Here is a 24,752-nt window from a genome sequence, read left to right as displayed (position 1 = left end):
TACACAGAGATTAGTTTAAAATTCAAATCCTGTGCTATTGTTTTGCTTCTCAGTTTTTGTCTATTTTTATATAAAAAACCTAAGAACACAAAACATAGATATCTTTTAAAAAAGTATTGACTTTAAAGGGCTTTATATTTTATATAGAAATATAAATAAAGCATTTTTCTAATAAAACTTTTAGTATATAAATTTTTGTAAAAAATAATAAAAAAAGATAGGTCGCTAGGGTTTAGAGAAGAGCTAATAAACTAGATATAAAGATTTATCTAACAGATTAGGAGGTACAACACGAAAAGACAAAAACTTTATAAAAAGCATTGCCCTTTATAGGACTAATACCCGATTCATAATGGTTCTGCTACATATCTTTTAGCGACTAATAAACAAGGTGAAGTTGTTAAATTACTAAACGGTGTGGTTAGTGCCCAACACTTAAGTGCTAGTGATAAAGAAAAAATTAATGATCCTAAATAACAAGGAGATTTAGATTTTGATTTTGTGGTTGATAATAACTTTGTTGGAATCACTTATATCCAAAATAATTTAGCAGAACTAAAGAATGCTATACGTCGTATAAAGATAGAACACAATAAATGGTTAAACTGGTTAATTTGTTCTAACTTTTTCTAGTAGCAGTTATTTAGCTTGAGATATTTAATATACCAGTAAATTGCTATTCTTGAAGATCATTTTATAAATAAAAAACATGAATTAGAAAAACTAATTCGTGTTTTTCTTTAATTTATCAACATATTAAAAAAATAAGCACGAACTAGAAAACCCTTAAGTTCATGCTTATTTATCTTTGTTTATTTAACGTAAGAGATTAAACAAGTGATATTCCCCTTGATTACAACTGGTTCATTATGAGCAATAATAAATGAATCATATAGGTTGGCTTGTAGATCATTTATTGTTCCGTGATTTTTAATCACGGTTAATTGAACTCATTGAGCATCATCAAACTTGTATGTATTTTGATCTTTGTTTTCAATCTTAACTAGATTGAAAAGATCATTTGCAACTAAATAATCAGACTTATTACTTATATCTTCTTTAGACAAATCAAGATCAGGACAATCAACTAGCTTATACACATGATCTAGGTGTAGTTCGCGTTTCTTATTTTGATCTAAACGATCATAATCATATACCCGATAGGTAATATCGGATGATTGTTGTAATTCATAGATTAAAGTATCAGCTTTAATCGCATGAATCTTTTTTGATGGAACGTAGATAAAATCATCTTTTTTTATTGGTTTGGTTATTAAGAGATCGTTCCACTGTTTATGATCAACCATTGATTTAAATTGATCAATGGTTTTTGCTTTATGCCCAAAAATGATCTTGTTATCCTTTTTGGTATCAAGGATATACCAACATTCAGTTTTACCTAACGAGTTAAACTGTTTAGCATAACGATCATCAGGATGAATTTGGACTGATAAATCATCTTTAGCGTCTATGATTTTAACTAATAAAGGATACTCATTTTTTAAATTATATGAGTTAAAAAAGTAATCATTATCCTTATCTTGGTAGAACTGTAATAATGTTTGTGTTGAGCTGATTTTAGCTGATTTGTTATCAAGTGCCGAGATCACTCAAGCTTCGCCAATCTTGTCTTGGTCAAGATTAAACAAAGTTTTAATCTTATCCCCAGATCAAACGCGGTATTCAAAATGTGGAGTTAACTTTAAAACCTTAGGCTTGTGCATCTTCTTTTTGGTATTTTTTATTAAATGTGCTGTTACCAAATAGGATAGTTGCTAAACCAGTTAAGATACCAACTAAAACCATAAAGATACCATAGGTAAATGCTGGTGCATCAATTGTACTAATTAACTTATTGTCTTGAATAATTTTAGCTACAGTTGTGTTTAGTTCATCCTGGTTTTTAACGTACATTAATAAGCCTTTGAACTTACCAAGCATTAAGCCTTCCATATTAAAGTTGGCATTTTCGATTGCAGTTTTATCACTTTGTAAAACTAAATAATCCCTAGTTCTAGAAACTTGATCGTTGTAGTTAGCACTATTAAGTGCTAATAGAACGATACCGACTAATAAAGCAATTAAAGTGATTACTAACAGTAAAATAAAGATAAATTTATTCTTCTGTTTCTGGTCTTTAAATATTTTCTTTTTCATAAATACCCTAACCGCCCTTATACATTAACATTAGCTTTTTTTCTTTCTTCAAAAAGCTCATTTATTAACAGGTAAAACAACACCTTCTTCAGCTGGTTTAGTTCTTCATAGACCATACATGAAACAAGTTACTAGACTTCCAGCAATAATTGCTAAGAAGAAGAAAGACAATCCTCAAGCTAATCCTTGTGGTCGGTTAGATGATACTGCTAATAAGAAACCAACGATTGGACCACCATGAGCAGCAGCACAAGTTACACCGAATGCTCCAGCGATAGCACCAGCAACAGCTGAACCAACTACGTTTGAGATAATTGCTTTCTTAGGATCAGCAACCGCAAAAGGAATAGCCCCTTCTGAGATTCCAATAGTTCCCATTAAAATTGCACTAATACCAAGTGATTTTTCACCTTCATTAAATTTCTTACGGAAGACTAATGTACATAATCCCATGCCTAATGGAGCAATTGGAATGGCTGCAGCCATCATTCCCATTGGTTCATAAATGTTTGAAGTAATTAATGTTGCACAAGTTAAGAATGCAACCTTATTAACAGGCCCACCCATATCAAATCCGGTCATTGCGCCAATTAGAATACCTAATCCAATTCCTAGACCTATACCGATGTTTCCGTTTTTAAATGCACTTTCAAGAGCTTTAATAAATTTGTCCATTACAAAACCGATTGGTGCACCCAGTACGAACACAGCAATCAATGAATAGAATAAACCTACTCCCAATGGAATCACAAATACAGGCATGATTGGAGCTAAGGCTTTGTGAATTCTTCAAGTGTTAATTCATTTTACGGTAAACCCGATTGCGATACCAAATAAGATTGATCCAATGAATCCCATTGCTGTAACAACTTTAATACCAGCAATCGGGAAAATAGCTTCAGGAGTATTTGCTAAAACACAGACAATAAATGCTGGAGCGATGGCGGCTCTTCCACCAATCGAGTTAGCTATAAATGCTCCAAGTGCACCAATCATTAAAGTGAATGCGACAACCCCAATTTTAAGTAAGTAAAAAAAGAAGTCGCCTTCAACAGCATTATATTGTTGGCCATAGATTAATTTACCAACACCAATTGCAATCGCAATACAGATACCACCAAGGATAACAAACGGTACCATGTATGATACCCCAGCTAGAATGTGGCGCATAATCCCTGGACGTTTAACGTTTTGACCTAAAGTTGTTTGATTAAAACCCTTTTGGTTGATTACTGTAGCCTTATCAAAAGCTTCATTGATTAGTTTTTCAGGTTCGTGGATAGCTGGTTTAATTGTGGTTTGAAACACTCTTTTGTTAGCAAAACGTGAAGTGTCTAAACCAATATCAGCAGCTACTATAACTACATCAGCCTTTTTAATTTCTTCTTCTGTGAAAGGGTTTTTAGTACCAACTGAACCATGGGTTTCAACCTTAATTTGATAACCCATTTTTTTAGCTGTTTCACTTAGTTTTTCAGCAGCTAAATAAGTATGAGCTACCCCAACAGGACAAGCAGTTAAAGCCAAAATCAGCTTATCTGAGTTATTGTTTGTTTGAATGTTATTATCTTGATTCTTAGCTGAATTTAGATAAGAAACAATGATCTTAGAAATTTCATTGCGATCATTTGATTTAATTAACTTTTCATTAGCACTCTTATCCATGATTAGCTTTGCCACATTAGAAATAATTTCTAAGTGGGTATTTGATGCGTTTTCAGGAACTAAGATACCAAACAAGTATTTAACTTTTTTCTTATCAGCATCTCACTCAACTGCTTCATTTAATCGTGCAAATAATAAAGCTGGTTGATTTACAACTTTAGATCTAGCATGAGGAATCCCAAACAGATCTGGTAAAGCAGTTGATGATTCTTTTTCTCTTTCTATAAAAGCTTCGTATAAATCTTTTTGATTTGAAGCTAAATTAAGATTTACAGCACGAACAGAAAGTTCTTTTAATATTGCGTCTCTATTATTCTCTTTAAGATCAATAAAGACGAACTCTGGTTTATTAATTTCCATTGCCTTGTAATAATACTTCCATAATATGACTCATAGACGCTTGATATATTGCGGATCGTCTAGAGCATAAAAAATCTAATAACTAATCACTAATAAAAGTTTAATAAATATTTTACTAGTTTAAATAATTTTTTATAGAACCATATTATATGGTTATTCATAGTTTGATTTTGAATTAAATTGTTAGATAAATTAAAAAATTTTTTTAAAATATCATTAGCAAATTATCTGCTATATTTTTAACTGAAGTTTTAAATATATTTAAGAGCAATCTTGTAATTTATTTATTAAGATGAATCAAATAATTATATTAAGGTTTAATAACTGTGAAAACAAATAATCCTTTTAAGGGAAAAAACAACGAAGCTAGCAAGGCTCAAGAGACTAAGAAAACTAAAGAACCTAAGCAAAAAAAGGTTAAAGAGAAAAAAGTAAATGGTAACATAAACTTTTTTGCTAAATTTAAGGAATTCTTTCATAAGAAGCCTGCGCAACAAGCACAAGCAGTTGACAGTCAACCAGCTAATTCAGCTAAGAAATCTGTTTTCTGAGAAAAGTTAACTAGAGAGCTTAATCGTCGTTTGGTTTGATACTTTATAATTGCAACAACGTTTGGTGTTCTTGCGATTGTAATTGGTGTTTGAGCTATTTCTTACGTATTAGGTTCAATTACACAAAGAGTAATTGATATTAGTGAGTTCATTAACGATACAACTAATTTCGGTACGATCTTTAGAGAACAATTAAAAACAAACTCTTATGTGATGATAGCTATTGGATCGATTTTAGTTTTAATTGGTTTAGGAATCTTTGGTTTCTTTGCTTACTGATTCATTAAACAATTAAATGCTAAGAATGCACAGAATGCTAAATTATTAGCTTCTAACACAGAATTAAGCAACAAACTTGTTGAAACTAAAAACCAATTAGAAGCCGCTAAAAAAGCTGCTCAAATGCAACCAAGACCTAACATGGTTCGCCCTATGGGATTACCACCAGGAAACAACGCATTAATGAACTTTAATAATCTAAGACCCGGAATGGGACAACAAGGAATGTATAACCAAAGACAGGGAATTTCAGTAATTAGACCAAACAGATTATTACCTCCTAATAATAGTGGTGTTCCTTCTAGATCTCCAAGCCCAACAGCTCCAGCTATTGGATATGCACCTAGAACAGGTCAATCACCTCGCTAAATTATTCAAAGTTAATAATTTATTAAAAACAACAACACAGTAAATACAAAAAAAATCTGATCGTATGATCAGATTTTTTTGTGTTCTATTTTTAAAACTACTTTTTTATTATCTTGAGTTTATCGTTTTCTTTACCAAGAAAAATGCCGTCTTTTAATCTAAACAGTTTTTTATTTTTTTTCTTAAGGAAACTTAAAATATTATCAGCTTTATTTTTAGTGTATTTGATATTGTTTTGAGATAATCAAAGATAAATAAAATTGTGGTATTCTGAAAAATTAATTAGTTCTAAATAATTGTTATTTCAAGAAGACAATAATTGAATTAAGTTTTTATACCTAGCTTTGTTTTGTTCATTAAGTTTAAGAAAGAAATTTAATTTTTCTTGTTTTTGTTCTTGGGTTAACTTGCTAAGTTCTGCTCTAATCTTATTACGTTTGTAAACTAATGAAAAATTACTTTCATCAATTCCATAAGAAATTTTGTGCTTGTCTAAAAAAGCTAAGATCTCATCTTTTCAAAGATCTAGTAGTGGTCTGTATAGCTTTAATGATTGATATTTAGAATCCTTATGCAATCCATAAAAAAGTAAATCTTGATTCTTTTCATATTGCATAGTCGCGTTTTCTAAAAAATCATCCTTTTGATGTGCAATTAAGCATTGATCTACTTGAAATTTTTTAGCTACGTCTAATAAGAAATCATAACGAATTTTTCTAGCTTGATCTTGAAAATTTTTGTGATAGTTATGATTGCTAGAAATTGTTAAGATTTCTAATGGAATATTGCGTCTTAAACAATAGTTATAAACAATTAATTGATCACGTAAAGCTGTTTGCCGTTTGTTATAGTTAACATGACAAACAACTTTAATTTCATCTTGATATTTATCTAGTAGATAGATCGAATCTGGTCCACCTGATACGCCAATTAAGTATTGTTTTTTATTGATTGTATTCATTCATTAATTGGCTAAAAGTTTTGTTTGATTTAATAAAATCGTATGCAATCACACTAGCTGAAGCAATCGCACCATCTAATTGGACTGCTTCGCTGTGAGAAAATTTACTTAAAACAAAAGATGCAATATTTTTTAAATATTGATTTTTAATTCCAATGCGAACCCGCTTAAAATTTTGGGTACCTAACTGAGCAATAATATTAGCTACACCCTTCTGTCCGTTAGCTGATCCGTTTTGTTTTAATCTCACAACCCCAAGATCAAAAGCTAGTTCATCATGAATAATTAAAATATCTTCTAACTTGATTTTGTAGAAGTTAACTAACTCGCGAACAAAATTACCTGACAAGTTCATATAGGTCAATGGCTTAGCAATAATAAAATCATCATGCTTTACGTACATTCCGTTAAATTGAGTTTTGTTTAATTCTAGATGAAACACATCTAAAAGCTTATCAATAACTTTAAAACCAATATTATGTCGGGTATGTTCGTATTCAAAACCAGGATTGCCTAAACCAACAATAAGTTTCATAACGACAAAAAAATTAATTAGGTCTAACCTAATTAATTTTAACTTTAACTCCTGGACCCATCGTTGAAGATACTGAGATGTTTTGGATATATACACCTTTAACAGCACTTGGTCTTCTTGATTTAATTAAGTCAAGTAACGCGTTAACGTTTTCAACAATTTTTTGTGTGTCGGTTGATTGTTTACCAACAGTCATGTGGATATTACCAAATGTGTCTGTACGGTATTCTTTCTTACCTTTTCTATATTCAGCAATTGCAGTTGCAATATCTTGAGTAACTGTACCAGTTTTAGGGTTAGGCATTAATCCCTTTGGACCTAAGATTTTACCTAGTTTACCTAATTCGATCATAAACTTAGGGTTGGTAATAATCACATCAAAGTCCATTCAACCAGTCTTAATCTCATTAATCTTATCGATTTCACCAATAAAATCAGCACCAGCTTGTTTAGCTTCAGCTTGTTGATCAGTAATTGCTAAGATTCTGATTGGTTTTGAAACGTTGTGAGGTAATGAAATTGCACCTCTTAATTGTTGATCAGCTTTAGTTGTATCTAAGTTTAATTTAATTGCAACATCAATTGAACTTTCAAACTTAGTAATTGAAGTTTTTTTAGCAATTTCAATTGCCTTATCTAAATCATAGATTTGCTTAGGATCAAAACTACTTAGCGCAGCTTTAGTTTTCTTAGTTAATTTCTTCGCCATTGTTTATTAAGATCCTTTCTTGCTCTTAGTAACAGGATCAACACCTTCGATTTCTAATCCCATTTGTTTTGCTGTACCAGCAATCATTCTTAAAGCAGCTTCTGCATCATAAGCATTAAGATCAGCCATCTTGTATTCAGCAATCTTTAATGCTTCAGCTTTAGAGATCTTACCAACTTTTTCAGTCTTAGGGTTCTTAGCACCTCTTTCGATCTTAGCAGCTTTCTTTAATAAAACTGTAACTGGAGTTGTTTTTAGTTCGAATAAAAAACTCTTGTCATTAAACGCAGTAATAATAACAGGAACGATATCACCCATTCTATCTTTAGTTTTTTCGTTAAATTGTTTGGTGAATTCACCCATATTAATACCAACTGAAGCTAAAGCTGGTCCAGGTTTAGCCTGACCACCAATTAGTTCTAGCTTGGCAATTCTTGTGATTTCTTTTTTAGCCACAAGCAACACCTTTCTATATTAAAAATTTTTAAATGTTCTTTATGCAGTATAGCGAACTTTATATGATTAAAGTTCTTCTGCACTAAATTAGAATTTCACAATCTTAATCTTTTGAAGATTGCTCTACTATTTTATCAAAATTATTTTTTAATGCACGTTTGAAGTTCTTGGTCTGATCATTGATCGGACGATTAGGAACCTTGTGGTGGTGACGACATCTTGGTGCGTATGATTCGCTATCCCCGATTAGAATTGTTTCGCAATTATAATCAGCTGGCTTATCATCGATTAAACGTTGACTTCTACTAGCTTCAGCACCGCATTCAGAACAGATTGCAGTCAAACGAATTACTGATTCAGCAATCCCTAGTATTTTAGGGATAGGACCAAATGGTTCACCCCTAAAATCACGATCTAAACCAGCAACAATTACATTAATTTCGTTATCGGCTAATGTTTGAATTACTTCTACGATTGAATCATCAAAAAATTGAACTTCATCAATTCCTATTAATTGTGGTTTATGCATTAATACATAATCATAAATCTCAAATGCTTTTTTGATCTTAATTGAACCGATTCTACGACCATCTCTAGAATTGATAATCTCTTGAGCTGATCTAGTATCAGTTGCTGGTGAAAACACTAAAGATTTCACATCAGCATATTCATAACGCTTAATTTTGCGGATTAACTCATCAGTTTTACCAGCAAACATCGGACCGCAAATTGCCTCAATTCAGCCATTTGTAGTAGTCATTGCGTTCTTTTTAGCCATCTTTAAATAATCCCCTTTTAACTATTATTTATAGAATAAATATTCTTTTAGAACAATATTTATTCTAATGAACTAAATTTTTTATTAAACATTAAACTTGAAATTAATTACATCACCGTCTTGAACCACGTATTGTTTACCTTCAAGGCGGAGTTTACCAGCTTCTTTAGCCTTTAATTCAGAACCATATTTAATTAGATCGGTTCAGTGAATTACTTCAGCTTTAATAAAGCCCCTTTCAAAGTCAGAGTGAATTACTCCAGCACAAGTTGGTGCTAAAGAGTTCTTTTTAAATGTTCAAGCTCGAACTTCTTTCTTACCATACGTAAAGAAAGTACATAAATCTAACATTTCATAAGCTTTAAAAGCGATCTTGTTTAAACCTGTTTCTTCGATGCCAAACGCTTGCATAATATCTTGCAGCTCTTTATCGTTGGTTAGTTCAACTGAAATCATTTGTTCAAGCTCAGCACAGATCGTTAAGTATTCTTCTGAGTTTTGCTTACAGAAATCAGCTAATGCTTGGACGTGTGGGCTATTTAGTGGATCAGATAAATGCTTCTCATTAATATTACCAACATAAATTCTAGGTTTAGCTGTTAGTAAATTAAAACCTTTCATGATCGTCAACTCTTCTTGAGAATATTCAGATAGATCTAACATCTGATTATTTTCAAGAGTTTGTTTGATTCTGTTTAGTAGTTCGTATTCAACTCCAACTGAACGATCGCCAGATTCGTATTTTCTTTTGATCTTATTAATCCGGTTATTAACGATCTCAAGGTCTGAGATAATCAACTCTAAGTTGATTGTTTCAATATCGTTAACTGGATCAACATGGTTGTGTACATGGGTAATGTTTTTATTATCAAAACATCTTACTACGTGAATTAAACAATCAACTTCACGAATATTGCTTAAAAATTTATTACCTAAACCTTCACCTTTTGAAGCGTTTTTAACTAAACCTGCAATATCAACAAACATGATAGTTGCATAGACAATTTTTTCTGGTTCGATTTGCTTAGCTAATTGATATAAACGATCATCAAGTAGTTCGACGATTCCAAAACTAGGTTCGATTGTGGCAAATGGGTAGTTAGCTACCAAGCTTTGGGCGGTTGTAATCGCGTTAAATAATGTGGATTTACCTACATTGGGCAATCCAATAATTCCTGCTTTTAGCATCTTATTTAACTACGCTTTGTTTTCTGAACCGAATAACTTGATCTTTTCGATACAAGTCGCTTTAATTGCTTCAAATCCAGGTTTTAATAGTTTTCTTGGATCATAACCTTTTTTGTGTTGGTCAAGATCTTTGTTTTCTGAAATGTATTTTCTAGTTGCACTAGCAAAAGCTAATTGACATTCAGTATTTACGTTAACTTTAGTTACTCCTAGACTAATAGCTTTTTTAACTTGTTCATTAGGAATACCACTACCACCGTGTAAAACTAAAGAAGCATCACTTGCTTTTTTAAGTTCGCTTAGAACTTCAAAGTTTAATGATTTTCAAGATTCTGGGTAAATTCCGTGGATATTACCAATTCCAGCTGCTAACATATCACATCCTAAGTCTTTCATCTTTTTGCATTCTTCTGGATTAGCTAATTCACCATTACCTACTACACCATCTTCTTCACCACCGATTGTGCCAACTTCAAGTTCTACTGAAGCGTTATATTTTTTAGCTACTTCAATAACTTTGATTGATTTTTCGTAGTTTTCTGCAAATGGTAAATGTGAACCATCAAACATTACAGATGTAAATCCAGCTTCTAAAGCTTTGAACACACCATCATAAGTACCGTGGTCAAGGTGTAAAGCTACTGGAACTGTGATGTTCAAACTATCCATAGCATCATTTACAATGTGATAAACAGCTTTATATCCACCCATGTATTTAATTGCACCTTCACTAGCAGCAATAATTAAAGGGGCATTAGCTTCTTGAGCTGCTGATAAGATTGCTCTAGTTCATTCTAGGTTATTCGTATTAATATGTGCAATTGCATAGCCTTCTTTAGTGGCTTTTTGAATCATCGCTTTCGCGTTTACTAGTTTAGACATAATCGATTAATTTTCTTCCTCCGTTGAATCAACAATAATATTGTCGTCGATTAATGAAGACTCTTCACCCTCATTACTAATCTCAGGTGAAGATTCATCAACTTCAACTTGAACTTTAACGTGTTCATAACCTTCTTCAAGGTATTCTTGTTGGTTATGTAATGTTTCAGATAATTTTGCTCATTCATCATGAAGCATCATTGATTTAATTAATCATTTTTGGTCACCGATATAAACAAATCTAGTGTCTTGAATTAAATCAGTATAGAATGCTCCGATCATATCTTGAGCATCCTTTTTATTTAGGTTTTCGTTTTTAACGACTAATTTTCACAAGTCGTTAAAACTAAATCCCTTCTTTGCAAAGTTTTTTTGGGCAACTTTGTAAGCCTTGTCAATTAATGAAGCCATTTTATATAGAATATATCTTTTTAATTATAAATATACGAATAAAAAATATGAGTATCACTTACCCATATTTTTATTAAGTTAGTATTATAAATTATTTTATTTAATTATTTGGTTGCTGTAGATTTGTGGAATTGAAATTCTGGTGGGATAGTAAAGTTATTAACCCCATTAGGGAATAATCAAGTTTTTTCACTTCCCCTTCTTTTTTTCATTTGGTCTAAATATGAATCATTTTGATCCTTACCACCACCATAAATTAAGTCATATTGTGGTAGGTTGTATGAGCCGTATAAACCATCATAGTTCATACCTTCACTTCTTAAAGATACTACATAACCTGAAGTTGAAGATCTAGCTACCCCATACAAGATTCCTCAGATTTTACCACTACTATCAATAATTCTTGTACCTGAAGCACCACCGGCTGGTACATAATTATTAATTAAGTAACCTAATCCCGTATTGATATAAGGCATTCTTGAGTAAACGTTAGGAGAACCATTAAATGAAGGGTAAGATAATAAGATATCAGTAACACCTGGCTTGTTAACAAATGTTCTTGTATTAGATCAGCTTAGATCTCCACCTTGATTCATATTAGCTTTTAAAAATGCATTAGGGTTTAAGTTAGCGTAGTAGTTACCTGATTTATTTGTTCAGTAAGAAACATATTGCCTAGATGCTTGAATGTTTTCACCATCTGAACCAGCGTATCTAACCTTATAATCGTCATATGAGTTAGGGAAACCGATTGCATATAGATCGTTTTGTTTCAAGGTCTTATATGTTTCGTTGTTTAGCAATGATGAAGATGCGAAGGTGTATTTTTGACTTGAATCTCAGTTAGCATAATCACCTGTTAATCATTTAGCAATTTGGGGACTATTAAACGTAACTTCAATAACACCAAAATCGATCATTGTTTTAGCATTAGAAAATCTTCCAGATATTTGTGGAGTTGATTGTGGTTTTAAAAAGTCTGCACCTAGGAAAATAGGTTTAATTTTTGCTGGATCAATATTTACAGTAACATAAGGAGTATTAATCTTTTTGAATTGCTCATCAGTCATATTAGTTTGCTCAAAATTATCACCTATTCGATCATTTAAGGTTGTTACTGAGTTAGGTTGAGATGTAGCAAATCTTGAACCAGTTGGTGTAACATCGGTATTTCAATAGTTTGCAAAAGTTAAACGAGCAAAATTAGTTCTAACATCATAATTCCTATTTTGGAAATCTCTGAAATCATTTTCAGTACCAGCAATATTATCTAACAGTAAATTTTCTAACACGTGCATGTTGCTAGCAAAATATCAAGTTGTTGGATACGTTTCGTTTGTTTCTGGCAACTTATAATCTAAAATTCAAGTTGTACCTAAGTAAGATTGAAACTTTTCGTCAATCTTTTTAGCATCATTATAGTTTTTAGATTCTTTTCTTTTTTGTTCGTCCTTATAATCGTTAGAGTAATAAAAAGAATAAGTTGTCTTTGAAAACTTACGATAATTATCGTTAAGAATCGTTCTTGGTAAACCTAAAAAACCACTTGGATCAGCTAAGTTAGCAAAGTTAAAATCTGAGTCTAAGAATCCTGCTTGGTAAGCTGGTATTAAGTTAGGACCATTCAAGTCTTTTCTTTGAACTAAGCCAGTGCCCACTTGACCATTATCATCGATATTAGGCAGTAAGAAACCATAACCAAAAGCATCACGATAAGTTGGTAAACCTAACTTCTTAGCCTTATCATCGTATGCTTTTAATTTTTCAGGATCAATATCATTTGGATTGGTTACACCTGCTCTTGGTGTTGATTTTTCATCAATCGGTGTAAACCTACGAGCCTTGCTTAAGTTATCAAGATTAACATAAGCATCATAGTTTGGATACTGATCTGCAACTACTCTATTCCCATTAGAATCAAACTGATTATTTACTTGAGGATCAGGCAATGTTAAACTCTGCGGAGAACTTCCTATACCCCCGCCACCACCTGGATTGTTAGGATCAAACGGATTATTAGGATCTTGAGGTTTTGTTCCTTCGTTAGGATCTTTTGGCTTTGAGCTCTCTCCACCTGTTTTACAACTTGCTACGATAATTACGCTTGCTGATAATAACGTAAACAAGTATTTAAATTTTCTAAACTTAGCTTTAATCATTAGATCAATAAAATTTTATTAATAAAGCCAGCTATCTTATATTTAATTATATAACAAGTTTTATTATAGTAATCATTTATATATATCATTAATGGAATAATCATGTGTTAACATTTTTGGTTGGTTCAATTAGTTTTAACCCTTGGTAATATGATTTAGTTTGGTTATCATCACCTGTTCCATAAATCAAATCATATTTAGGTAAGTTGTAATTACCATAATAGTTCTGATAATTAAAACCTTCTGAGTGAAGAGCTAATGAGATGCCAGTGTTAATATCGTTATCTGAAGCAAAGACTAAACCGACTATTTCGTTATTAGAGTTAACGATTGGTGAACCACTACCACCTGGTGGTACAGCATAATGATCAATTAAATAACCTAATCCAGTATGTGCAAAATCAGTTTTGTTAACGTTATAAAAACTATTATCTCGACCTATTCTTGGATTGGTTAAGAAAATATCAGTAATTCCTGGTTTATTAACGAATGACCTAGAAGTAACATTTCAAGAGAAATCCCCACCGCCTTCACTAACACCGTTAGTGTTTTGTGGTTTGTTAATTCATGGTGTTCTTAAATTATCAATATTACCATAAATCCTTGAATCGAGAATGCCATCACGTCTAGAAACAGGAAAACCTAGAGCATATAAACTGTTAGCAGGTAATGATTTATATTTAGCATCATCTAAATATGAATATTTAGCAGGTTTAAATTTATCAGAATCATTTCAATTAGCGTAATTGTTAGTTACGGTTTTAGCGGTTTGTGCATCAGGGAAAGTTACTCTTATTACACCAAAGTCTAATAATGTATGAGCAGCAGTATATTTTGAGTCTTGAGTAAATGAGTTAGTTGTTTGTTTAATTGCATCATTACCTAAGAAAACTGTTTTTACACTTGAAGGTTTAATTTCGGTAACTTTTAAATAAGGATCTTGGAAACTACTTCCTTGAGATTGCATTGGTGAAATTCTTTCACCTAATTTTAAATGATTTTGATCTAATTGAAATAATTCAATCTTGCTTGTTTGAACATTATTATTACGAATTAATGCTTGACTATCTCCAGCTAACTGTAAGTGTTGTAGCACGTGGAAGTTGCTTGCAAAATATCAAGTAGTTGGATAAGAATTATCATTTGTTAAATCGTAATCTAAGATTCAAGCTGTCCCGCTTCAGTTACCAACATTTACAAGTGGATCTTGTGTTACATGACTTGATTGATCTTGTTTAACTGGTTGATCAGTTGAGCTATTAGTTATTCGAATAGAATAAGTAATTTTAGACAATTGTTGATATTTTTCATTAGCAATCATCCAAGATCTACCTGGATCAATAGATGCTAAATTATTACCTCTAACATTGTAATAAGGAATACTTGCAGTTGAATTTGTATCATTGATTACATCAATGGTATCATTTAAGGTTTTCTTGTCTTTATCAGTACCAGGTAAACCAAATCCATAAGCATAAGCATCTTGATAGTTAGGTTGATCGATCGTTTTAGCTTTATCATTAATTGCTTTTAGTTGAGCATTAGTTAAGCTGAATGGACTAACATGAGATTTATCTGCGCGATCTTTTAATCAGAATGATGGCTTTTGTGTATTTTTGTTGTTGTAAAGATAGTAGTTTACAAAGTTGGTAGTTGCAGCAAAATTAGGGTACTGATCTGCTACCACGCGTTGGTTATCGGTAACTTGGTTTCTTCACTGATTTTTTGCTGGAATCGGTTGATTAATATTATCAATATCAGGGTCAATATTATACAGCTGATTGTTACCAGGTTGATTGGTTTTATTTCCCCCAGAATCTGAAGGATCTTTAGGTTTTGTACAAGAGCTTACGATTATCGCACTACCTAAACACAAAGCCAAATATTTTGTTCATCGTTTCATAATCGATAAATGATTAGTTGTTTATTAAAGGTCAACTTTATTTAGATTTAATTCTTCATCAGTTGGTAGATCTAAGTTAGATCCAATGAATGAGAAGATTTCAGGTGATTGGTTAATGTATTTACCTTCAACGATACGGATTACTGATTCTAAAGTTTCTTCTAAAGTTACATACACACCTTTAGCTTTAGTATAAGCTTCTGCCACAAAGAAGTTTTGAGTAAAGAAGTTTTGTAACTGTAATGCTTTTTTAACGATAATCTTATTTTCCTTATCAAGTTCATCAATCCCCAGGATTAAGATAACGTCTTCTAGATCACGGTATTTTTGTAAGATACTTTTAACTTCAATAATTGCATTGTAGTGTCTTTGACCAATAATATCAGGTGATACTGATGAAGATGAAGAAGCTAATGGGTCAAAAGCAGGGAAGATATTTTTAGAAGTTTGTTCACGTGAAAGCACTAATGAACCATCTAGGTTACTAAAGATTGATACTGCTGATGGATCAGCTAAATCGTCCATTGGTAAGAATAGGGTTTGGAACGAAGTGATTGAACCATCTTCAGTCGCGTATAATCGATCTTCAACGTTTGATACTTCAGTATCAAGTGTTGCTTGATAACCACCAGTAATTGGTTTTTTGTTTAGCGCTGGAGCAACTTCGTTACCAGCTTGGATGAATCTGAAGATATTATCAATGAATAATAGTACGTCTTCTTTTTCAACATCACGAAGATACTCAGCTGCTGTTACTCCATAAGGAACGATTGACATTCTTGCACCTGGTGGTTCGTCCATTTTTGAGATGAACATCATTGAGTCTTTCATCAGATTAGATTGTTCTAACTCTTGGAACAACTCAACCCCTTCACGACTACGTTCACCTGAACCAATAAAGATTGATGAGTTTTTCTTAGCGCTATTTGATCTTGATGAGTTAAAGATAATTTCTTTCATCAATACGGTTTTACCAACCCCAGCACCACCTAAAATCCCTAGGTTGTGACCCTTAAGAATTGGCATAAAGAAGTCGATCGCTTTAATCCCAGTTTCTAAAATTTCATGCTTAGAATAGATCTTCTTTTCTTTTTTAATTGTTGAATTCATTTGGATATATTTAATACCCTTAGCGCGTTGTTGTAACATCGGCGCACCTGAAATATCATAGATATTATTCTTAGCAGCTTGACCTACTGGTACTTTTAGCGTGTCGTTAGTATTAACTATTTGATCACCAATCTTAATGCTTTGTTTTTGATAGATTACAATTGCTCTAACACTAGTATCATCAATAATTCTTTTAACCAATAATACACATGTATTATTGTGCAAAGTTAAGATAAAATCTACTTTTGGTAGTTCTTCTTTTTTAAATGTTGCTTCCACAACATTGTTTCAGATCTTAGTTACGTGTCCGATCATTATAATGCTCCCTTCATGTTATCAACAATTGCTTGTAATTCTTGTGGTTTGAAATCAATAAACTTCTTATCAACATCTATCTGAATATCGTATTCTTTAAATCTAAAGTATTGTGCTAATGAATACTCGAAGAAGTTACGCATTAAATCATCATTAAAGTCTTGACCAGACTCTAGATGGTCATAGATTCATTTAGCAATAGGATCTTTATCAATCAACGCGTTGATGAATGATAGTGCTTCTTGAGCTTTGTTATCAACTTTTCTTAGCGTGCCTCATAGAATTAATTTAGTAATTAATAGCATGAAACGTTCGGTGTAAGGAGCAAAACCTTTTTGAATGAATAGTTGTTCGATTGCTTTACCTTTGCTAATTAAATCAGCAGTTTCTTCGTTTAAATCGTATTTTAAGGTTCATAGCTTACTTTGACGTTTGTAAGCACGGTATTTTTTGTTGATTTGTGAAGCTACTTTAGCGATCACAGGAGATTGTACCGAACTACCTAGACGTGAAACTGATAGGTCGATATTAATCGCAGGTAAGATCCCGTTAGCGAATAAATCAGTGTTGGTAACGATCTGACCATCCGTAATCGAAATCAAGTTAGATGAAATTAATGAGGTAATGTCGTTGTTTACTGTTTTAACGATTGGTAAACATGTAATTGTTTTACGGTCAGTAAACTTACCAGCACGTTCAAGTACTGAAGCGTGGCTAAAGAAGATATCACCAGGGAAAGCTTCTTTACCTACAGGACGATTAACTAATAATGACATTTCACGATAAATATTAGCGTGTTTAGTCATATCATCAAAGATTACTAAAACATCTTGAAAGTGTGAGATGTTTTCTGCATGTGCCATAGCAACATAAGGTGCTAGGTATTGGTGGTAAGAATTAGTTGCAGGAGCATCAATAATAATGGTGTTTTCAAGAGCTCCATGTTTTTTTAATGTTTCATAAACGTCAGCAACGTTTTGACGTTTTTGACCAATTGAAACATAAATACATTTAACGTTTGTTTTACGAATTGTTTGGTTAATAATCGCATTTAATACGATATGAGTTTTACCCGTACCACGGTCACCAATAATTAACTCTCTTTGACCCTTACCGATTGGCATCAATAAATCGATCGCCATAATACCGGTATAAAGTTGTTCATTTAAGCGGTTAACTTCTAATAGGTTTCTTGAAGTAGCAAACGCATTTGAAGATAATGAGTTAGGTTGAAATTCAGGTTTGTGTTTGGTTGGATATAAGATATTGCCATCAATATCAATAATGTTACCAAAGTATTGTTTGGTAGTTCTTACATTATTATCATTATTGGTTGGGATAATTTCATCACCGATTTCAAAATCAGCATTAGCAGCATCAACGATTAAAAAACCAGTATCAGTAGTCGCACTAATTACCATTGCACGGAAATTAGGTTTGTTTCTTATAGTAAATACTTGATTTTGTTGGTAATCAAATCGACCTTCGACTTGAATAACGTAATCTAAAGCAGCAACGATTTTTGGATTCATATGTTCTTATTAAAATACTCCGATTATTTTTAAAGCGATCAGTGCGGTTGCAACTAGTGCAATTGAAGCGATAGTTAAAACAGTAATGATTAAAGGTTTATTCAGTTTGTTAATTTGTTTGGTTTTATTAAATGCAAGTTGCATGAAATAAAAACCGTATAGTGACATTGAGATGATTCCTAGAAACACAGCTAGTGTAATTAAGAATGGGTTAGCTACTGTTCTTGAGTTAGCCAAAATACTATTGATATCAGTTGAGAATGATTTTAGTGCAGCTGTTAGGGCAGCTTCTTTTTGTGCATCACCATTAGCTTGATCTGAAATCTTGTCATACACCAAGTTGAACGGTCTTAAGGTGTTGTTCATATCCTTAATTTGATCAACTATGTTGTTGAAGTGTACTTGTGGCGAACCAATTGTTTGTTTGATTAATGAATCTAATCTTAGTAATTTTTTTCTAGCCTCAGTAAACGAATCATTGAATTGTTGAGGAGTTACTTTGTTTGCTGTTAATAAAGCTATTAGTTTATTTTTTAAGTCATCTTTATTAAAGTCACGAATGAAAGCAATGAAGATTCGCTTGTACATCTCGCTGATTAGTTGCCAGTATACAAACTGTTGGTTAACCAGTTGGTTTCTTAAAAAGTTTAAGAAATAACCATTACTTTGGAATGTGCTGTAGCCAATACTTCGACTCAAGATAATATTTAGATCATCTTTAAATTCTTTTTTGTTGATGGCTCGCATTGCTAGATAAACCATTTGGAAAATCGTTTGCGGTTCTACATAAACCTTTGTCGCATCACCATAGTTTAATTTAGCATCTAATCCCACAGATTCATAGAAGTTTAAAAACAGCTTTTCAATAGCCGGATAAGCTAATTCGCGGTTATGGTTAATCTGTTGAGCGTTTCCATTTAAACCAACGGTATCAAGTTCTTTAGTGTAGGTAGCTGTAGCATCTTTATCCACTGAGTCTTGGATCTGAACGGTTGCGTTTAATTTACCATTTTGCATTGATAAAACTGTTACTTGATATGTAAATCTAGTATTGATTGGATTCTCGAAGTAGAAGAACACATCTGATTTATCAGCTTTATTATAAGTTGTGTACTGTTGTAATATAGAACTTGCTGATTGAGTAGAATACATTGATCTTACTTGAGGAACAAATCTAGGAATGTTTTCAATTAGATCTTTTGGATCAGTTGATACTGGTTGACCATCAACTGGAACTGTTGGTGGTAGTAAGTTTTCAACAGCTGGGTTATTTTGGTTTTGTTGTTCTTGTTCAGCCGGATCACGGTTTTGTTGTAAGTCAAAATCGATGAATCGTGGTCTGATTTTACTGATGATGTATTGATCTCAAGACTCAAAGTTTTTTGGTGGATTTGAAAAAACTCCAGCATCGTTGGTATCAGTTACCTTACCATTGATATCGTAATCCTTACCAGCTGATGGTAAGTCTTCATCATTTAAGAAGATTGAAGTAGCACTTTGTTTTAAAGCATCAAAGTAAGTTTTTAAAACATTTTTACCTTCTTCATCGGTAGTGGTGTTTTGTACTGTTGCTTTAGATGCATCAGGGTTAGGTGTTATTGAGTTACCATCACCAGTTACCTCAGCTTTATAGTTGGTAGTATCGGTGTTACCTCAGATCTTATTTTCATAAGTTTTCTTATTAAATACGATCGTACCCTTATTAAATTGAGCATTGTTTGAGATCACGTATGGGTAAACGATATTTAAACCATATTGTGACGGATTTGCTTTAATATCATTTTGGTGTTTAGCAAAGAAAGCTTTAATCTGAGAATAATAAAGTGTGCGATTAAACTTGTCTTCAAAACTTAAATCTTTTTGGTTTTGAATCGCTGCTATCTTTTGATCAATTAGATTATCCTTACCTAAGAAAATATCTTGGATAAATTGATTGATTGCGTCGCCCATTTTAGCATCGATATCTGCTTTTAAAGTTTCTAAATTAGCTGGTTGTCTTGGTGGTTGCTCTGGTTTGTTTGTGCCACCTGAACCATTGGGGTTATTAACAGGAGCATTTGGGTCATTTGGTTGCATGGGTGTTGATTCATCTAACCCATCGCCTGCTTGGTTAACTAATTTAACTTCGTTTACTGAACTCTTGTGATGACTAATTACTCCACCAAGTGTAGAAACAAATAAAGCGGGAACTAATAATCCAAATTGTCAATAAATCAATCGTTTTAATTTGCTTTTATTTTTCATTTTTATCAACCTTTTTCTTAACTAGGTTAAAGTCGCGAATTAAAGAATGGTATTTCTTTTCTTTTCTCACTGCATTGTAATCAATCAACTCTTGGAAGTCTAAACCTAAGTTAATCTTAGATTCGTAGTATGATAATTTCTTATTGAATTCAGCAAGCATATCATCATATTTTTTGACTTTAAATTTGTAATCAATTTTTAATGGTTCGAAGTGATCATCACTATAAATTGTTACTTTGTTGTTTTCAATCTTGATAAAGGAATTACGAATAATGTAGTAATCTTCTTCATCGGCTATCGGATCATAGATCTTAAAGAAAACATTTTCAATACTGATTAAAGAGTTATCTTGAATCAAATCTCATTCATCAATATGGTTAACATTAAGCATAAAGTAACCCTGTTTGTAACTAAACAACTTATTATTGAAACGAATGAATTCAATTTCAGATGGAATTGTTTTAAAGTTGTGTTTTGCCATAATCTAATCCATGTCCCCATCTTTATTTGATTCCATCTTAATCATTGATTCGTTGTTTCTTGTTAACATTTGCAGCTCTTGGATTTCGATTTCGCGTTTTTGTTTTAGGATTTCGCGCCTTAGGTTTAATAAGTTTTCATCAAGATCACTAAGAGTTTTGTTGTATTTAACAAGGTTGTTTTTAGCTATGATTAGTGATGATTCAACTAATAATGAAGTAACAACGTTTCTTAGATAAGAGTTAATTTCATTAACGATGAACTCTTGTAAGTTGTTGTACAACTTATAGTTTTCAATATTCTCTACGATCGTATCAGCTTTTTCATAATAAGAAGTATCTAATTCAAAGCTTTTGATTGGTAAGATCTTTAAGAATTTGTTTTTAATCTTATTTGAGTTAATCACAAAGTGAATATCAATAATATCACCAGATTCAATCTTTAAACGAATAATTTCAGGAATAGTTTTACTTAAAGCTTGATAATCGTTTTCTGAGTAGTGTTTGACAACTTCTAGATGGTTTTTAGTGCAAAAGTTTTTAGCATGTTCACCGATTGTAATAAACTGATCATTTTCCACATTTTCTTGTCTTAAAATTGCGCGATCATATCTTGAATAGTTATCAGCAGCAGCGTTTTGAGTTTCGGTTACATATATCCATAAGGTCTTTTTGCTAGCAAAGAACATGTCTTCAACTTTATCAAGTGCAAAACTAATTAGTTTACTATTTGCTAGTGTTGGACTACCTTCATAAAACGGGTTTTTTAAATTGAACTTCTTGTGTAAGATGTCTAACAAAGTTTTAGAATTGATCGCTCTTTTATAAAAATATTCAAATCGTTTAGATAATTTAAAAATCTTAATTAATTCAATATCACGCTTGGAACTTACCAGAGTATAAATGTTTTTTAAACTGGCTTGCTTCCGCTCGAGTTTTTTTATGTCCATAAGAAATTACGCGTTAATGATTTCTTTAGAAAACACAACTTTTAATTGGCCGGTTTCTTTAGAACGATAAACAATAATTCCATCAACAACTTCTACAATCTTATTTTCTTCTAATAACTGGTGATTCATTAATAAGTTGAATCTTTCAGCTAACTCCCTTAAATTCTCGCGTTCAGTTAAATCTGATTTTAGGTTAACCCCATCAGTTTGAGAAGATTCCACCATGGTTACTGCAGGAATCAATTTAGATAAAGAAAAACGAATGTTCTTAGTTCAAGAAATGATAAATTTATCAAAAACTATTTGTAAATGATTGCTTATTGCGTGTTTAGTCTTTTCAACAAATAGTTTTGCTTGAGGAGAAGATTCGGCTGTATTGGTTTGTAACAACGCAGTATTAAATAGTTGTGAAAATTCAACAAAATCTTTGTGTTGAACTAAAGAAGGGTAATTTGTTTCAATGATCTCATCTTGTAAGATGTTATTTTTTTTTTATTTTTCATTATGAATTAACTCCTATTGATTATTTAACTCTTGGTTTGCTTGTACTTTGTCTTGATTATTAAGATTATCAGATGATTCTTCATTGTTATTAATCTTGATTTTTCTAAATCTGAAGATACTATTCTTATTAATAAAGAAGTAAATAAAGTAAATCCCTAATACCACATAGATAAAGTTAAGACTCAAGATGATTGCTAATAAAGCATATAAGATTTGATTGATCGCTAAATTAGAGTTGAGTGACTTTAAAGTAAAGTTTTGATTATTAATTAAGGTGTTGTTAAATGTGATTAAAAACACACTAGCAACGATGAAGATTGATACTAAGCTTAAGCTGATGATAATTCCCGCTGATTGTTTGTTTGCACTAATAATGTAAGTAATAATAATAAGCAAAGTAATTAGCGTAATGATTAGTAAGCTGATATAAGCATGAGCCGTATCAAAGTTAGGGCGATTAAAATCAGATGCAATGAAGATTGATCAAATTAATAATAAAGAACCTGAGTGATAGATGTTGTTGATTACTGGAGCTTTATTTCTTCGAATAACAAAGAAATAAACTAATCAATATGATAAGAATAACAATGTTCCCGCAATTCAGAATCAGTTAACACCTAAGTTTATTTCATTAGTAGCAATAATGTTATCATCTGGGTATTTGCCATCAGCCAATACTTTGATGATTCCAAATACTAATGTGGTTAAAATAATGAAACAAAATCCCATTGTTCCATAAGCTTTATTTTTTAAATCATCATTAATTAACTTAACAAAGAATAGCTTTAGATTTAATAATGCGTATAGGTTAGATAAGACAAATAATGTGATTGATAAAGTAATTAATACGAATAATAAAACTACTCTACCAGGTGATAATCCAGTAGTTAATGAGTTAATGAAGTTGACCACCTTATTATCGTTAAAGATTACTGTTGAATCCTTGCTACCTTTAATCAATTGATCTAAAAAGATAAATAGTAAGATTCAACCAAATAGTTTAGCTGAATAAGAAACTAAAATAATAAGAACATTTTTCTTACTAATTGGTTGAATCTTTTTGTTTAAGGTGTAACTAATTACCCAGTAAGCATAGTTAAGAACTACTAAGATGACATTTAATGAACAAACACCTAAAACAGTTGCTAAACTAGCTTTATTGTTTGTTCATCCTAAAAGTAAAGCCCCACTAATAATGCTTAAACTAGTATAGATAATGAATCATATTCAGTATCGCTTAATTCTGTGATTAAGTGAACTTACATTCTGGTAGTTTCATCATAGAGAAGTGATGAAAACTAAATATAAACCTATTAATCTTAATAGGATATAGAAATTAACACTTTGGAATGTGGGGTTTTGAAACTGGAATAGTGCAGTTATTGGAAACCGATTCGGATCCACAGCACCAGCTTGCTGCATGTTGTTACCTGATGAATTCATTTGCGGGATTAAATTCACCAAAAATAACCTAGCAGGTTCCATTATAAAACCAACACTAAATGAAAATAATATTAAAAAGATTAATAAACGATAAAACAAAACCAGCTTAGCATTTTGTTTTATCGAAACAACTTCAGATTTTAGTTCGTAAAATATGTTATTGTTTTGTATCTTAAATAATCTTTTAAATTTATCTAAATTAATTGATAGTTTTTTAACAGACATTTAGATATTTCCAATAAGCTCAACGTGATCAATCTTCACATTTTAGTGAAAAGCTAGATCTTACCCAGCAATTCAGTATAGGCTTATCGGGTATTTATATTGATAAATTATAACGAAAAATAATAATTATGTAAACCTAAAAATGCTATTTTAAAGACTTTTAGAGTTAATAACTATTAATAAAAATACAACTATCTTTATTTATATTTTAATATAGCTATTCTTCAATATTTGATATTTCTATATTTTATCTATATATTCTTGTTCCTTAATTTAATAAATGGTTTGTAATATATTTAAAAAAGACACAACATTACGAATTTTATCGGGAACGAAGCTAATTTTGTGTAATCTGGATTTTTTCGAACTTTTAGTTTTTCTTAAGTAAGTTCGGAAATACATCCATTAACTCTTCATATATTCTATGTCAATTTCTCAGTCTATTACTTTTCTGATTTAGTTTTTTGTACCTTGGGTTGTAACCAAAATGTACATAAAGGTCTAATAACAGTTGGTTTATGTTATTAAAAGACTTTTTAGCAGCTAGGAAACTACCAATTACTGAATTATAGTTTTCAACTATGTTG

At 31.6% G+C, this 24,752-nt stretch carries 21 protein-coding genes and 1 pseudogene; 1 reads left to right on the top strand and 21 read right to left on the bottom strand.

What is annotated here, in order from left to right:
• Nucleotides 1-812 precede the first annotated feature (812 nt).
• From P690_RS0102700 to P690_RS04055, 3 genes are read right to left on the bottom strand one after another with little or no spacing between them, the layout of a single operon-like run.
• A complete protein-coding gene (locus P690_RS0102700) occupies nt 813-1,763 on the bottom strand; it encodes a type I phosphomannose isomerase catalytic subunit (RefSeq protein WP_027122237.1) in 951 nt (316 codons plus the stop codon).
• Nucleotides 1,711-2,157, bottom strand: coding sequence for a hypothetical protein (locus P690_RS0102695; protein ID WP_027122236.1), 447 nt, complete (start codon nt 2,155-2,157; stop codon nt 1,711-1,713). Before P690_RS0102695 ends, P690_RS0102700 begins: the two co-directional genes overlap by 53 nt.
• A 30-nt stretch (nt 2,158-2,187) precedes the next feature.
• A complete protein-coding gene (locus P690_RS04055; protein ID WP_245576676.1) occupies nt 2,188-4,182 on the bottom strand; it encodes a PTS fructose transporter subunit IIABC in 1,995 nt (664 codons plus the stop codon).
• A gap of 326 nt (nt 4,183-4,508) precedes the next feature.
• Here P690_RS04055 and P690_RS04190 point away from each other — a divergent pair, with 326 nt between their 5' ends.
• Nucleotides 4,509-5,381: a hypothetical protein gene (locus tag P690_RS04190; protein WP_027122235.1), complete on the top strand. Its 873-nt coding sequence runs from the start codon at nt 4,509-4,511 to the stop codon at nt 5,379-5,381.
• A gap of 97 nt (nt 5,382-5,478) precedes the next feature.
• Here the strand turns inward: P690_RS04190 and tilS are convergent, their stop codons facing one another.
• The 18 genes and pseudogenes from tilS to P690_RS0102595 all read right to left on the bottom strand — a co-directional run.
• Nucleotides 5,479-6,342, bottom strand: a complete 864-nt coding sequence (gene tilS / locus P690_RS0102680) for a tRNA lysidine(34) synthetase TilS (RefSeq protein WP_027122234.1) — start codon at nt 6,340-6,342, stop codon at nt 5,479-5,481.
• Nucleotides 6,326-6,877, bottom strand: a complete 552-nt coding sequence (gene pth / locus P690_RS0102675; RefSeq protein WP_027122233.1) for an aminoacyl-tRNA hydrolase — start codon at nt 6,875-6,877, stop codon at nt 6,326-6,328. Before pth ends, tilS begins: the two co-directional genes overlap by 17 nt.
• A 28-nt stretch (nt 6,878-6,905) precedes the next feature.
• Complete coding sequence (gene rplA / locus P690_RS0102670) at nt 6,906-7,586, bottom strand: 50S ribosomal protein L1 (protein ID WP_027122232.1); 681 nt, start codon at nt 7,584-7,586, stop codon at nt 6,906-6,908.
• 6 nt (nt 7,587-7,592) lie between these two features.
• The gene (gene rplK, locus P690_RS0102665) at nt 7,593-8,042 is read right to left on the bottom strand and encodes a 50S ribosomal protein L11 (RefSeq protein ID WP_027122231.1); all 450 of its coding nucleotides are present in this window, start codon (nt 8,040-8,042) and stop codon (nt 7,593-7,595) included.
• A 103-nt stretch (nt 8,043-8,145) separates the two neighbouring features.
• On the bottom strand, nt 8,146-8,820 hold the full coding sequence (locus tag P690_RS0102660; protein WP_027122230.1) for a thymidine kinase: 675 nt from the start codon (nt 8,818-8,820) through the stop codon (nt 8,146-8,148).
• Between the two features lie 84 nt (nt 8,821-8,904).
• On the bottom strand, nt 8,905-10,008 hold the full coding sequence (gene ychF / locus P690_RS0102655; RefSeq protein ID WP_027122229.1) for a redox-regulated ATPase YchF: 1,104 nt from the start codon (nt 10,006-10,008) through the stop codon (nt 8,905-8,907).
• A 9-nt stretch (nt 10,009-10,017) separates the two neighbouring features.
• On the bottom strand, nt 10,018-10,890 hold the full coding sequence (gene fba / locus P690_RS0102650) for a class II fructose-1,6-bisphosphate aldolase (RefSeq protein ID WP_027122228.1): 873 nt from the start codon (nt 10,888-10,890) through the stop codon (nt 10,018-10,020).
• A gap of 6 nt (nt 10,891-10,896) precedes the next feature.
• Nucleotides 10,897-11,301: a DNA-directed RNA polymerase subunit delta gene (gene rpoE / locus P690_RS0102645; RefSeq protein WP_027122227.1), complete on the bottom strand. Its 405-nt coding sequence runs from the start codon at nt 11,299-11,301 to the stop codon at nt 10,897-10,899.
• A 104-nt stretch (nt 11,302-11,405) separates the two neighbouring features.
• Nucleotides 11,406-13,460: an Ig-specific serine endopeptidase MIP gene (gene mip / locus P690_RS0102640; protein WP_027122226.1), complete on the bottom strand. Its 2,055-nt coding sequence runs from the start codon at nt 13,458-13,460 to the stop codon at nt 11,406-11,408.
• An 88-nt stretch (nt 13,461-13,548) separates the two neighbouring features.
• Nucleotides 13,549-15,363 carry an Ig-specific serine endopeptidase MIP gene (gene mip, locus P690_RS0102635; RefSeq protein ID WP_245576675.1) on the bottom strand — a complete coding sequence of 605 codons (1,815 nt, stop codon included), beginning with the start codon at nt 15,361-15,363 and terminating at the stop codon, nt 13,549-13,551.
• A 24-nt stretch (nt 15,364-15,387) separates the two neighbouring features.
• On the bottom strand, nt 15,388-16,788 hold the full coding sequence (locus P690_RS0102630; RefSeq protein ID WP_027122224.1) for an MSC_0618 family F1-like ATPase beta subunit: 1,401 nt from the start codon (nt 16,786-16,788) through the stop codon (nt 15,388-15,390).
• A complete protein-coding gene (locus P690_RS0102625) occupies nt 16,788-18,320 on the bottom strand; it encodes an MSC_0619 family F1-like ATPase alpha subunit (protein ID WP_027122223.1) in 1,533 nt (510 codons plus the stop codon). The genes P690_RS0102630 and P690_RS0102625 overlap by 1 nt, the downstream gene beginning before the upstream one ends.
• 9 nt (nt 18,321-18,329) lie before the next feature.
• Nucleotides 18,330-20,564: an MSC_0620 family F1-like ATPase-associated subunit gene (locus P690_RS0102620; RefSeq protein WP_027122222.1), complete on the bottom strand. Its 2,235-nt coding sequence runs from the start codon at nt 20,562-20,564 to the stop codon at nt 18,330-18,332.
• Complete coding sequence (locus P690_RS0102615; RefSeq protein WP_027122221.1) at nt 20,554-21,045, bottom strand: MSC_0621 family F1-like ATPase epsilon subunit; 492 nt, start codon at nt 21,043-21,045, stop codon at nt 20,554-20,556. Before P690_RS0102615 ends, P690_RS0102620 begins: the two co-directional genes overlap by 11 nt.
• 3 nt (nt 21,046-21,048) lie before the next feature.
• A complete protein-coding gene (locus P690_RS0102610) occupies nt 21,049-21,993 on the bottom strand; it encodes an MSC_0622 family F1-like ATPase gamma subunit (RefSeq protein ID WP_027122220.1) in 945 nt (314 codons plus the stop codon).
• Nucleotides 21,994-21,999: 6 nt separating this feature from the next.
• Nucleotides 22,000-22,434 carry a DUF2714 domain-containing protein gene (locus P690_RS0102605; protein ID WP_245576702.1) on the bottom strand — a complete coding sequence of 145 codons (435 nt, stop codon included), beginning with the start codon at nt 22,432-22,434 and terminating at the stop codon, nt 22,000-22,002.
• Between the two features lie 75 nt (nt 22,435-22,509).
• On the bottom strand, nt 22,510-23,940 hold the full coding sequence (locus tag P690_RS0102600) for an MSC_0624 family F1-like ATPase-associated membrane protein (protein ID WP_245576674.1): 1,431 nt from the start codon (nt 23,938-23,940) through the stop codon (nt 22,510-22,512).
• A 595-nt stretch (nt 23,941-24,535) separates the two neighbouring features.
• Nucleotides 24,536-24,752, bottom strand: a pseudogene (locus P690_RS0102595) (IS256 family transposase); the annotation flags it as partial.

It is taken from the genome of Mycoplasma imitans ATCC 51306, assembly GCF_000518305.1.
Lineage (GTDB): Bacteria > Bacillota_I > Bacilli_A > Mycoplasmatales > Mycoplasmoidaceae > Mycoplasmoides > Mycoplasmoides imitans.
Note: the sequence above shows the minus strand (reverse complement) of the source record. Positions and strands in the feature narration are given on the sequence as shown.